Consider the following 12187-nt stretch of genomic DNA (forward strand, 5'->3'; position numbering starts at 1 on the left):
TTTATACGCCCTCGGCGCCAGCCCGGTGGTTGCGGGTTTCCCCGCGAAGAGGCCAGGCCTGAAAACACATCACCCTCCAGGAAGGACTCCATGGCCCCATCCCCGGTAACCGGTCTTATCCTTTCTGGCGGCGGCGCCCGGGCTGCCTACCAGGTCGGCGTGTTGGCCGGCATCGCCGAATTGTTGCCCGCCGGCGCGCACAACCCGTTCCCGGTCATCGTCGGCACCTCCGCCGGGGCCATCAATGCCGTCACCCTGGCCAGCGGCGCCACCCAGTTCCATGACGCCGTGCAACGGCTGACCGCCTTCTGGCAGAACTTTCGCAGCCACCTGGTCATCCGCAGCGACTGGCCCGGCGTAGTCCGCCAGGCCAGCCGCTTCGTTGGCCACAGCCTGCTCGGCCTGGGCGGCCAGGCACCGGTGGCGTTGCTCGACAGCAGCCCATTGCGCGGCTTGCTGGAGGCGCACCTGAACCTGGGTGGCATCGGCCATTCCCTGGCTGCCGAACAGTTGCGCGCCGTGGCGGTGACCGCTTTCGGCTATGAGTCCGGCCAGGCGGTAACGTTCTACCAGGGCCGCGGGACCATCGAAGCCTGGTTGCGCCACCGCCGCATCGGCGTACCTACGCCGTTGACCATCGACCACTTGCTGGCCAGCGCGGCCATCCCGCTGCTGTTCGCCCCGGTGCAGCTGGGTGACGAGTTCTACGGCGACGGCGCGGTACGCCAGTCGGCGCCGATCAGCCCGGCCTTGCACCTGGGCGCCAGCCGGGTGCTGGTGGTAGGGGTCAGTGGCAACCCACAGCGGCCAGCCCCGCCGTTGCCCACCCAGCGGGTGTTCAGCGGGCAGCAGCCGAGCCTGGCGCAGATTGGTGGGCACATGCTCAACAGCACCTTCATTGACAGCCTGGAAGACGACATCGAACTGTTACAGCGCCTCAACCACCTGAGCCGGCTGCTTCCGGCGCACCTGGACGCGCGGCGCCTGGGGCTGGCGCCGATCGAGGTACTGGTGGTGGCGCCCAGCCAGCCGCTGGACGAAATTGCCGCACGGCACCGGCGCGAATTGCCGGCGGCGTTGCGGCTGTTCCTGCGCGGGCCGGGGGCGACGCGCACCAGTGGCGCGGGGGTACTGAGCTATTTGCTGTTCGAGGCCAGCTATTGCAGTGAGCTGATCGAGCTGGGGCGGCGGGATGCCTTGGCCAAGAAGCGTGAGCTGTGCCAGTTCCTGGGGATTTGATGTTGGCTGTACTGGCCCTTTCGCGGGTGAACCCGCTCCCACAGATTTTGCACAGCACCTGAGGTGGGTGCAGGCCCTGTGGGAGCGGGTTCACCCGCGAAAGGGCCGGAGCAGGCTTACTCAGCTATCTGCAACTTGCGCGCCTGGGTATACACATAGCGCACCTTCTCATACTCGAACGGCGAGTTGAGCTGGCCATAGCGGAAGTGGGTGGTGTAGCGCTTGTCCACCACACGCAGGGCAAAGATTTCCGGGTGCTCCTCGCTGGCTTCGGCCACATTCATGTAGTTGATCGCCTGCTCACCGGCATAGTCCACCACCAGCCCAGTGGTATCGCGCAGGTTCGAGGGCCCCAGCACCGGCAACATCAGGTACGGGCCATCCGGTACGCCATAGAAGCCCAGGGTCTGGCCGAAGTCTTCATTCTGCCGCGGCAGGCCCATGCTGGTCGCTGGGTCCCATAGCCCGCCCACGCCGATGATGGTGTTGAACATCAGCCGTGCGGTGATCTCGGCCGAGCGCTTGGCCTTCAGCTGCAACACGCTGTTGAACAGGTTCGGCACATCGCCCAGGTTGTTGAAGAAGTTGCTCACCCCGGTGCGCACGAAGCGCGGGGTGACGTACTGGTAGCCACTTACCAGCGGCAGCAGCACCCACTGGTCGAGGCGGTAGTTGAAGTGGTAGATGCGCCGGTTGATCGACTCCAGCGGGTCGTACACGTTCAGCGCCTCCAGGGTGGAACGCTCGAATTCGCGCTGGTCCAGCCCCGGGTTGAATTTCAGCTCGCGCAACGGGTCGATGAAGCCATCGGCCTCGGGCGCCAGTGGCGCGGCAGTCACTTGCGGGTCGGCCTCGACCACGCTGGCCCGGGGTGCGGTTTCAGCGGCCAGGGTGTGGCCGGCAGCGAACAGGGCAGTGGCGAAGAGGAGTTTGTTAACCACGGAAGAACTCCAGCATGGCGTCACTGTTGACGCGGTAATTGAGGTTGCCGCAATGGCCGCCATGAGGGTAAAGGGTCAAGCGGTCACCGAACACCTTGCGCAGGAAGCCGATGTCGCCTGGGCCGAGGATGACGTCGTCGGCGTTGTGCATCACGGCGATCTTGTCGCTGCTGCGCAGGTAGTCTTCCAGGGCATACAGGCTGACCTGGTTGACCAGTTGCAGGATGCTGTTGCCGTCGGTGCGGGCGCGCCACATGGGGATGACCTGCTCGGTCATGTAGCAGTCGAAGTCACACTGCAGGGCGCGTTTGAAGAACGGCGTGAGGCTGCTGCCCTCGGTGATCGGGAACTTCGGCGGAATGATCAGGCCGCGGCGGTTGATCAGGTCGGAAGTGAAGGCAATGTCGGCTGCCGAGAAGCGGAACGAAGTGCCGATGAGCATGGCCATCTGTTCGTTGGACAGGTGCTGTTTCGACTGCTGGAAGTCGTACAGCAAGGCGTCGTTGAGGTCGATGTAGCCCTTGTCCTGGAAGTAGCGGGTGAGTTTTTCCAGCATCAGCTCATAGAAGGTGGTGCTGCGGTCGATACCCTTGACCTGGGTTTGCACCAGCTTGTCGAGGTTGTTGATCGAGGTGTACAGGTTGACCGGCGGGTTCAGCAGCAGCACACGCTTGAAATTGAAGCTGCGGCGGGTTTCGTCCAGGTGGCTGACAAAGGCCGCGTCGAGGGCGCCCAGGCTGTAGCCGGTGAGGTAGAAGTCACTTACTGGCAGGCGTGGGTGCTGGGCGCGCACGGCCTGCATCACCCGGTACATGTCTTCGGCGTCTTCCTGGCTTACTCCTGGGGTAGCGAAGCGCGAGGCGGCGCTCATGAAGTCGTAGCTGGTAGGTGACGACAGTTGCACCACGTGGAAGCCAGCCTGGTAGAACAGTTTTTTCAGGTACTCGTTGATGCTGCTGGTGTAGGGCGCACCGGTGCCGGCGATGATGAAGATCAGCGGCGCCTCGCGGTCCTGGCGGGCCAGGCGGTACTTGAGCTTTTTCACTGCCCAGAAATTGTCGGGCAGGGTGAACTCGCGCTCCGGGCGCAGGTTGAGGCTGTAGTCGGACTGGGTGATATCGTCGTCGCTGGGCAGGGTAGGGCGCTGCTCTGGCGGTGTGGTGGCGATGGTCGCCTCGAACGGGTTGGTCAAGGGGAAGCCGTAGCTTGCGGCGTCGATATCTCGCGCCGAAGCGGCCGCAGCCATGAGCAGGCTGCCAAGCAAGGCAGCGAGGCGCAAAGATCGAAGCATGTAATCCCCCAAAAGTACGCAAGGTCGAGCGGTGTGCAGGCTAGGACCACACCAAACCGGGCAAAGTTGCCGGGTGCGGTGGCCTTTGGTGTGCTTGTTATCTGCAACATAGCTGCAGGAGTGCGATTTTGCCTTACTACAAGGCATAAGCGATCATGGACACTTTCGATTACTGCTATTGGAGAACTGGATGTCTCGTTCGCTGCCGGCTGCGCTGCTGGTGCTGTTCCTCGGGTTGTGGCTCGCGGCCAGTTATGGCGTGCGCTATGGGCTGATGGAGGATGGCCAGTGGGTTGGGTTGTGCACGGTGCCTACAGCGTTCTGGCAGTGCGAGTTGCGCGCGTTGCTGGGGTTGGGCATTCACCACCAGGTGATGGCCTGGGGCGGGTTGGGCTTGGCGCTGCTGGCGCAGGTGGTTGCCGGCCGCGCTGGCTGGTGGCTGGCGGTGCTGGCGCTGGTGTTCGCGGTGCCGGCGCTGGTGCTGTATACCGCCAGCATTGCCGTGTTTGCGCTGGTGCTGGCGGGGTTGCGGTTGGTCAGGTAATTGGGGTTGGGCTGGTAGGGGCTTGGCGTGGGTTTTGGGTTTGGACGGAAATCGAGCGCCACCGCTACAATCAAGCCGATCGCACCCGCAAACTCCGCCACAACGCCGCCGTCATCAGCACACTCACCACCGCCCAGCCCCAGGCCTGCTGGTTCTCCAGCCCTTCGATAAACAACTGCGGCGCCACCCCGGCACCGACGATGAATGCCAGCAGCGCCACCTCTGCCCGCCGTGCCCGCACCGGCCACAGCACATACACCAGCGCCGGCAACGCCAGCGCCGCGCTGGGGAAGCTGCGGTAGCGCGGGTCGAACACCATCGCCAGCATGCTCACCGCCGCAGCAAAGCCCGCTGCCAGCAACAGCCAGCCGGCCCGCGCCTGCAGCCAGGCAAACAAACGCTCGCGCCAATCCCCCCGTCGCGCCAGCGCCAACACGGCATGGGCCAGCACCAGCAGGTTCAGCCCGGCCAACAGCACTGCCCACAGCCATTCCCCGGCAAAGCGCGCATGGGTGCGCATCACCTCGCCCCACAAGCCCAGGCAGCCTGCGCCAAACGCCGCCAGCAACGGCAGCAGCAAGGCCGCCTGCGTGGTAGCCGGGCGCCCGGCAAGCATCAGCATGGTCAGCATCAGCACAGCACTGGCCAGCAACCACTGCGGCCAGTAATGCAGGTTGCTCACTGGCCCTTCGAGCACGCCCTTGTCCTGCCGGTCGGCGTCGTACAGCCCCCAGTAACCGCCAACTGCCCCTTCATTGGCGCGTTTCCACGGCTGGTCGAACGCTTCGATCAGGTTGTAGTGCCAGCCGTTGCTTTCGGCCATGGCCACGAAGCCACGAATGAAGCGCGCCTCGTTGACCCGGCTGGGTAGCGCAGTCTCGCGCTGGCGGCCTTCGCTGGGCCAGCCGGTTTCGCCAATCAGGATGTCCTTGGGGGCGAAGCGTGTGCCGAATACCCGGCGCACATCGGCGACGTGGGCCAGGGCCTCGTCGATGCCGCGCGGGTCGTCCTCCCAGTAAGGCAGCAAGTGGATGGTAAGGAAGTCCACTTCCGGCGCCACCTGCGGGTGCTGTAGCCAGAACTCCCACACATCCGCGTAAGTCACCGGCACCTTGACCTGGCTTTTAACCCGGGCGATCAGCTTGGCCAGGTGCGTGCCGGTAACTTCCTTGCGCAGCAGCGTCTCGTTGCCGACGATCACCGCGCTGACCACGTCGGAGTTGGCGTTGGCAGCGGCAATCAGCAGGTTGATTTCCTTCTCGGTGTCGGCCGGGTGGGCGTTGACCCAGGCGCCTAGCATTACCTTCAGGCCATGTTTGCGCGCCAGCGCCGGGATTGCCTCAAGACCTGTCTGCGAATAAGTACGGATGCACTGGAATCGCTCAGCCAGCAGGGCCAGGTCGGCGTCCATGCGCGCCGGGCGCAGGCGAAACGGCTGGTCGTAAGGCGACTGGTCCTTGTCGAACGGGGTGTACGAGGCGCATTGCAACTTGTGCGTCGGGCTGGCCGCATCGGGCAGGTGCACCGGCTTGCCAAGCCCGTACCAGAGCCCCCCGAGCCCGAGCAGGGCCAACAGGCAGGCAAGCAGGTACAACGGCAGCAGCAAGCGGGCAGAACTGGGCATCGGGCGGTCCATCGTCAGGCGCAAAAGGGTAGATAGTAGCCCGGCGCCAAAGCTTTGGCATGCAAGGATCGCGCAGGCCGGCTTAGGCCGTTGGCGCTAATGGCATAGTGCTGTCGCATATGAGGCAGATAAAGGTCGCAGCTGGAGCAGGTCGACTATTGTTGCAGGACGATGATGCAAACTCCGAGACCTGACGAGGGGATGCTTTGATGGCAACTTTGAAAAAAATGCGACGTTTCCTGGGTGTGGGCACTGCCCTGGTAATGGCCATGAGCGCTGCACAGGCAATGGCCAAAGAAGTAAGCATTGGTTACGTGGATGGTTGGGCCGACAGCGTGGCGACCACCAACGTGGCCGCCGAAGTGATCAAGCAGAAACTCGGCTACGACGTGAAGTTGCAGGCCGTGGCCACAGGCATCATGTGGCAGGGCGTGGCAACCGGCAAACTCGATGCCATGTTGTCGGCCTGGTTGCCGGTGACTCATGGCGAGTACTGGGCCAAGAACAAGGACAACGTGGTCGACTACGGCCCCAACTTCAAGGACGCCAAGATCGGCCTGATCGTCCCCGAGTACGTCAAGGCGGTGAGCATCGCCGACCTCAAGACCGATAGCAGCTTCAAGCAGAAGATTGTCGGCATCGACGCCGGCTCCGGCGTGATGCTGAAGACCGACCAGGCCATCAAGGACTACGACCTGACCGGCTACAAGCTGCAGGCCAGTTCTGGTGCGGCGATGACCGCCGAGCTGGGCCGTGCGTATGCCAAGCAGCAGTCGATTGCGGTGACCGGCTGGGTACCGCACTGGATGTTCGCCAAGTGGAAGCTTAAGTTCCTCGAAGACCCGAAAGGCGTGTATGGCGCGGCGGAAACCGTGAACAGCATCGGCAGCAAGGAATTGGCGACCAAGGCGCCGGAAGTGGCGGAGTTCCTGAAGAAGTTCAACTGGCAGTCCAAAGACGAGATTGGCGAAGTGATGCTGGCGATCCAGGAAGGCGCCAAGCCTGAAGCGGCGGCCAAGGACTGGGTGGCCAAGCACCCGGACCGTGTGAAGGAGTGGACTGGCAAGTAACAACCCTTTAGGGCCAGTTTTGCTGCTTCGCGGGCTTGCCCGCTCCCACAGGTATATCACTGCCCTCAGGCCCTGTGATGTCCCTGTGGGAGCGGGCAAGCCCGCGAATGGGCCCTAAGCTTTGTTACGCAATCGGTAAAACACCGTTGCATCTAAGACTAAGGTCGTCTGGTTGGCGTCCATCGGCAGCATAAAGTAAGGGCGTGGGTACCATCCCCTACCTGTGCTGCTAGGACAAAAACAATGAACGACAGCATTTACCTCTCGATACAAAACAGCCCCCGCTTCAAGGAGCTGGTCACCAAACGCGAACGGTTCGCCTGGATTCTCTCGGCGATCATGCTCGGCCTATACTGCGCCTTCATCCTCCTGATCGCCTATGGTCCTCATGTTCTGGGCACCAAGCTCAGCCCTGAGTCATCGATTACCTGGGGCATTCCCCTGGGCGTCGGCCTGATCGTCTCGGCATTCGTCCTGACCGCCATCTACGTGCGCCGCGCCAACGGCGAATTCGATGAGCTGAACAAGGCCATCCTGAAGGAGGCGCAACAATGATTCGCCACGCCAAAACCCTGGCCGTACTGGCCTGCGGAGCCTTTGCACCCGCCGTGTGGGCCGCCGATGCCCTGACCGGCGAGGTGCAGAAACAACCGCTGAACGTTTCCGCGATCGCCATGTTCGTGGCCTTCGTCGCCTTCACCCTGGGTATCACCTACTGGGCTTCCAAGCGCAACAAGTCGGCGTCGGACTACTACGCCGCCGGTGGCAAGATCACCGGCTTCCAGAACGGCCTGGCGATTGCCGGCGACTACATGTCGGCCGCCTCGTTCCTGGGTATTTCCGCACTGGTGTTCACCTCTGGCTACGATGGCCTGATCTACTCGATCGGCTTCCTGGTCGGCTGGCCGATCATCCTCTTCCTGATTGCCGAACGCCTGCGCAACCTGGGCAAGTACACCTTCGCCGACGTGGCCTCCTACCGCCTCGGGCAGAAGGAAATCCGCACCCTGTCGGCTTCCGGTTCGCTGGTGGTGGTGGCGTTCTACCTGATCGCGCAAATGGTCGGTGCCGGCAAGCTGATCGAGCTGCTGTTCGGCCTGGACTACCACGTGGCGGTGATCCTGGTGGGTATCCTGATGTGCCTGTATGTGCTGTTCGGCGGCATGCTGGCCACCACCTGGGTACAGATCATCAAGGCCGTGCTGCTGCTGTCCGGTGCCAGTTTCATGGCGCTGATGGTGATGAAGCACGTGGGCTTTGACTTCAACACCCTGTTCTCCGAAGCGATCAAGGTGCATGCCAAGGGCGAAGCGATCATGAGCCCGGGCGGCCTGGTCAAGGACCCGATCTCGGCGTTCTCGCTGGGCCTGGCGCTGATGTTCGGTACCGCTGGCCTGCCGCACATCCTGATGCGCTTCTTCACCGTCAGTGACGCCAAGGAAGCGCGCAAGAGCGTGCTGTACGCCACCGGCTTCATCGGCTACTTCTACATCCTCACCTTCATCATCGGCTTTGGCGCCATCCTGCTGGTCAGCACCAACCCGGACTTCAAGGACGCCGCCGGCGCCCTGCTGGGTGGCAACAACATGGCAGCGGTGCACCTGGCCAATGCCGTGGGTGGCAGCGTGTTCCTCGGCTTTATCTCAGCCGTGGCCTTCGCCACCATCCTGGCAGTGGTTGCCGGCCTGACCCTGGCTGGCGCCTCGGCGGTGTCCCACGACCTGTACGCCAGCGTATGGCGCAAGGGCAAGGCCAACGACAAGGACGAGATCCGCGTATCGAAGATCACCACCGTCGCCCTGGGTGTACTGGCGATCGGCTTGGGCATCCTGTTCGAGAAGCAGAACATCGCCTTCATGGTCGGCCTGGCGTTCTCCATCGCCGCCAGCTGCAACTTCCCGGTACTGCTGCTTTCGATGTACTGGAAAAAGCTGACCACCCGCGGCGCCATGATCGGCGGCTGGCTGGGCCTGGTGAGTGCGGTGACGCTGATGATCCTTGGCCCGACCATCTGGGTGCAGATCCTCGGCCACGAGAAACCGATCTACCCGTACGAGTACCCAGCGCTGTTCTCGATGGCCATTGCCTTCGTCAGCATCTGGTTCTTCTCGGTCACCGACAAGTCCAAGGCTGCTGACGACGAGCGTGCGCTGTTCTACCCGCAGTTCGTGCGTTCGCAAACTGGCCTGGGGGCTTCGGGCGCTGTTTCGCACTGATCCATCTGGTAATTAAAAACCGCGCCCAATTGGCGCGGTTTTTTTATGCCCTGCAGCTAGATCATGCCTAGCAGCAATAGCACCAGCAGGATCACCAGCACCACGCCGATGATGCCGGATGGGCCGTAGCCCCAGCTGCGCGAGTGCGGGAAGACCGGTAAGCCACCAATCAGCAGAAGGATCAGGATGATGATGAGGATCGTGGTCATGACGGAGTCCTTGCGTAGTTGAGGGTCAAGGGCCTCGGACTGCTGGCCTCTTGTATTTTCGGACTCTTGGGGGTTGTGAAAAATTCCATTTGTGTGTTGCCTGCAGCGGCCCTATCGCCGGCAAGCCAGCGCCCACAGGTACCCCACAGCCTCGGAGTCGTGTGGTGTACCTGTGGGCGCTGGCTTGCCGGCGATAGGGCCGGTACAGGCACACATATTCATGCCCCTCCATTCACTACCCTGATGAACCCTGCCGTTACCCAGGCCCTTGTTTAGACTGCGTTCACCAGTCATCAGAACAAGGCCAGCCACCATGCAAAACCGCATCATGATCACCGGCGCCGGGTCCGGCCTCGGTCGCGAAATCGCCCTGCGCTGGGCGCGTGAGGGCTGGCGCCTGGCGCTGGCCGATGTCAATGAAAGCGGCCTGCGCGAAACCCTGGAGCTGGTCCGCGTGGCCGGTGGCGAAGGGTTCGTCCAGCGCTGCGACGTGCGCGACTACAGCCAGCTCACCGCGCTGGCCCAGGCCTGCACCGAGCAGTTCGGCGGCATCGACGTAATCGTCAACAACGCAGGCGTCGCCTCGGGTGGGTTCTTCGCCGAGCTGTCGCTGGAGGACTGGGACTGGCAGATCGCGGTCAACCTGATGGGCGTGGTCAAGGGCTGCAAGGCCTTCTTGCCGCTGCTGGAACGCAGCAAGGGGCGCATCATCAACATCGCCTCGATGGCCGCGCTGATGCAGGGCCCAGGCATGAGCAATTACAACGTGGCCAAGGCCGGTGTGCTGGCGCTGTCGGAAAGCCTGCTGGTGGAGCTGCGCCAGCTGGAGGTGGCGGTGCACGTGGTGTGCCCGTCGTTCTTCCAGACCAACCTGCTGGACTCGTTCCGCGGGCCGAACCCGGCGATGAAGGCGCAGGTTGGCAAGCTACTGGAAGGGTCGCCGATCAGTGCGGCGGAAATTGCCGAGTACATTCACCAGCAGGTCGCCGCTGGCGAGTTCCTCATCCTGCCCCATGAGGCTGGGCGCCAGGCCTGGCAACTGAAACGCCAGGCCCCTGAGCGGCTGTATGACGAGATGGCCGAAATGGCGGTGAAAATGCGGGCAAAGGCTCATTCTCGATGAAAGGTCTGTAGGGGAAATTACCCAAAAATGTAGGGCGCTTCTGAATCGTGGCGGAACTATTGAGTAGCCCAATGCCTGCGAGGCAGGCTCCGGTTTTCCCTTTCGCAGGAGGATCGGAACATGTTGGTAATAGGGCGCGAAGTGGGGGAGGTCATCGTGATTCGTGATGACATCCGGATCATGGTGGTGGAAACGCGAGACGGGGTGGTGCGCTTTGGGGTGGATGCCCCGCGCAAGGTGCCGGTACATCGGGCTGAGGTGTACAAGCGCATCAAGGAGGCCAAGCAAAGCAAAGCTTGATTCATCCTGTGCCGGCCTCTTCGCGGGCACGCCCGCTCCCACAGGTACCCCACAGGCCTCAAGAACTGTGATTAAGCTGTGGGAGCGGGCATGCCCGCGAAGAGGCCGGAACTGTCAATCGAGCAACTCGCGGGGCACATCATGCTTGGCCAGCAACTGGCACTGCTGGCTTTCCGGGTCGAACAGGATGAACGCCTGGCCTTTGGCCAATGCCTGGCGCACCCGCAGCACGCGGGTTTCCAGCGGGGTGTCGTCGCCGTTGTCGGTGCCGTCGCGGGTGACGAAGTCCTCGATCAGGCGGGTCAGGGTTTCGGCTTGCAGTTGGTCGTAGGGGATCAGCATGGTGGGCGGTGTCTTCGTAGTAGATGTGGGCATGCTACGCGAAACATTCGAGATTTTGGGGCTGCAAAGCAGCCCCCAGGGCCCTCAGCCCTTGTTACCGACCAGGCTATCCACCGCCGGCACCCGCGTGTCGCTCTCCATCTGCGCATCATGTTCAAGTTGATGGCTAAAGCGCTCCAGCGACGCATTGGCCGGCTGCGAGTCGCTGGCGAACACTGGTGGGCTCAGCAGGTACGCCGACAACAAGCGGCTCAGCGCCGCCAGGCTGTCGATATGCGTGCGCTCGTAACCGTGGGTGGCATCGCAACCAAACGCCACCAGCGCCGTGCGGATATCGTGCCCCGCCGTTACTGCCGAATGGGCATCGCTGAAGTAATAGCGGAACACATCGCGCCGCACCGGCAAGTCGTGGTCGCCGGCCAGCTTCAGCAGGTGCCGGGACAGGTGGTAGTCGTAAGGCCCTGATGAGTCCTGCATGGCCACGCTCACCGCGTGTTCGCTGGAGGCCTGCCCTGGTGCCACCGGGGCAATGTCGATGCCGACGAACTCGCTGACGTCCCAGGGCAGGGCGCCAGCAGCACCCGAGCCGGTCTCTTCGGTGATGGTGAACAGCGGGTGGCAGTCGATCAGCGGCTGGCGGCCGCTTTCCACCACGGCCTTCAGCGCCGCCAGCAGCGCCGCCACGCCGGCCTTGTCGTCAAGGTGACGGGCGCTGATATGGCCGCTTTCGGTGAACTCGGGCAACGGGTCGAAGGCAACGAAGTCACCAATGCTCACGCCCAGCGCCTCACAGTCGGCGCGGGTGGCGCAGTAGGCGTCCAGGCGCACTTCCACGTGTTCCCAGCTGATCGGCATCTGGTCGATGGCGGTATTGAAGGCATGCCCGCTGGCCATCAGCGGCAGCACGCTGCCACGGAACACACCGGTGTCGGTGAATACACTGACCCGGCTGCCTTCGGCAAAGCGGCTGGACCAGCAGCCCACCGGCGACAGGGCCAGGCGGCCGTTGTCCTGCAACTGGCGCACGCTGGCGCCGATGGTGTCGAGGTGGGCCGACACGGCGCGGTCGGGCGAGGTTTGCCGGCCCTTGAGGGTGGCGCGGATGGTGCCGCGGCGGGTCAGCTCGAAAGGGATGCCCAGCTCGTCCAGGCGTTCGGCCACGTAACGCACGATGGTGTCGGTGAAGCCGGTGGGGCTGGGGATGGCGAGCATCTCCAGCAGCACGCGTTTGAGGTAGTCGAGATCGGGTTCGGGGTGTCGGTCGGACATGGTTGGGGACTCCTTTACT

Annotated in this window: 13 protein-coding genes; 7 read left to right on the forward strand and 6 right to left on the reverse strand. The window is 63.2% G+C overall.

Going from position 1 to position 12187, the window contains the following annotated elements; translation table 11 throughout:
- Positions 1-90 precede the first annotated feature (90 nt).
- Positions 91-1239 carry a patatin-like phospholipase family protein gene (locus tag ABE456_RS11115; protein ID WP_346643950.1) on the forward strand — a complete coding sequence of 383 codons (1149 nt, stop codon included), beginning with the start codon at positions 91-93 and terminating at the stop codon, positions 1237-1239.
- Between the two features lie 116 nt (positions 1240-1355).
- On the opposite strand, the gene ABE456_RS11120 is transcribed toward ABE456_RS11115, so the two are convergent.
- The gene (locus ABE456_RS11120; RefSeq protein WP_346643951.1) at positions 1356-2180 is read right to left on the reverse strand and encodes a VacJ family lipoprotein; all 825 of its coding nucleotides are present in this window, start codon (positions 2178-2180) and stop codon (positions 1356-1358) included.
- A complete protein-coding gene (locus ABE456_RS11125; protein WP_346643952.1) occupies positions 2173-3471 on the reverse strand; it encodes a serine/threonine protein kinase in 1299 nt (432 codons plus the stop codon). Before ABE456_RS11125 ends, ABE456_RS11120 begins: the two co-directional genes overlap by 8 nt.
- A 190-nt stretch (positions 3472-3661) precedes the next feature.
- On the opposite strand from ABE456_RS11125, the gene ABE456_RS11130 reads away from it, so the two are divergent.
- A complete protein-coding gene (locus tag ABE456_RS11130) occupies positions 3662-4015 on the forward strand; it encodes a hypothetical protein (RefSeq protein ID WP_346643953.1) in 354 nt (117 codons plus the stop codon).
- A 70-nt stretch (positions 4016-4085) separates the two neighbouring features.
- On the opposite strand, the gene ABE456_RS11135 is transcribed toward ABE456_RS11130, so the two are convergent.
- The gene (locus ABE456_RS11135; RefSeq protein WP_346643954.1) at positions 4086-5651 is read right to left on the reverse strand and encodes a beta (1-6) glucans synthase; all 1566 of its coding nucleotides are present in this window, start codon (positions 5649-5651) and stop codon (positions 4086-4088) included.
- Between the two features lie 197 nt (positions 5652-5848).
- On the opposite strand from ABE456_RS11135, the gene ABE456_RS11140 reads away from it, so the two are divergent.
- The 3 genes from ABE456_RS11140 (at position 5849) to ABE456_RS11150 (ending at position 8925) form a co-directional block, all read left to right on the forward strand.
- Positions 5849-6709: a glycine betaine ABC transporter substrate-binding protein gene (locus ABE456_RS11140; RefSeq protein WP_346643955.1), complete on the forward strand. Its 861-nt coding sequence runs from the start codon at positions 5849-5851 to the stop codon at positions 6707-6709.
- Positions 6710-6952: 243 nt separating this feature from the next.
- Positions 6953-7264 carry a DUF485 domain-containing protein gene (locus ABE456_RS11145; RefSeq protein ID WP_346643956.1) on the forward strand — a complete coding sequence of 104 codons (312 nt, stop codon included), beginning with the start codon at positions 6953-6955 and terminating at the stop codon, positions 7262-7264.
- Positions 7261-8925, forward strand: coding sequence for a cation acetate symporter (locus ABE456_RS11150; protein ID WP_105945961.1), 1665 nt, complete (start codon positions 7261-7263; stop codon positions 8923-8925). The genes ABE456_RS11145 and ABE456_RS11150 overlap by 4 nt, the downstream gene beginning before the upstream one ends.
- Positions 8926-8981: 56 nt before the next feature.
- On the opposite strand, the gene ABE456_RS11155 is transcribed toward ABE456_RS11150, so the two are convergent.
- Complete coding sequence (locus ABE456_RS11155) at positions 8982-9134, reverse strand: DUF3309 family protein (RefSeq protein WP_003252624.1); 153 nt, start codon at positions 9132-9134, stop codon at positions 8982-8984.
- Between the two features lie 313 nt (positions 9135-9447).
- Here ABE456_RS11155 and ABE456_RS11160 point away from each other — a divergent pair, with 313 nt between their 5' ends.
- Together ABE456_RS11160 and ABE456_RS11165 are read left to right on the forward strand one after the other, a co-directional pair.
- Complete coding sequence (locus ABE456_RS11160; protein ID WP_346643957.1) at positions 9448-10257, forward strand: SDR family oxidoreductase; 810 nt, start codon at positions 9448-9450, stop codon at positions 10255-10257.
- A gap of 120 nt (positions 10258-10377) precedes the next feature.
- Complete coding sequence (locus tag ABE456_RS11165) at positions 10378-10557, forward strand: carbon storage regulator (RefSeq protein WP_346643958.1); 180 nt, start codon at positions 10378-10380, stop codon at positions 10555-10557.
- Positions 10558-10671: 114 nt separating this feature from the next.
- Here the strand turns inward: ABE456_RS11165 and ABE456_RS11170 are convergent, their stop codons facing one another.
- Positions 10672-10899 (reverse strand): YheU family protein, encoded by a 228-nt coding sequence (locus ABE456_RS11170; RefSeq protein WP_013971435.1) that lies wholly within the window; start codon positions 10897-10899, stop codon positions 10672-10674.
- An 84-nt stretch (positions 10900-10983) separates the two neighbouring features.
- Positions 10984-12168 (reverse strand): osmoprotectant NAGGN system M42 family peptidase, encoded by a 1185-nt coding sequence (locus ABE456_RS11175; RefSeq protein ID WP_346643959.1) that lies wholly within the window; start codon positions 12166-12168, stop codon positions 10984-10986.
- Positions 12169-12187: the final 19 nt, after the last annotated feature.

The sequence above is a fragment of the Pseudomonas sp. TWI929 genome (assembly GCF_039673335.1).
Classification (GTDB): domain Bacteria; phylum Pseudomonadota; class Gammaproteobacteria; order Pseudomonadales; family Pseudomonadaceae; genus Aquipseudomonas.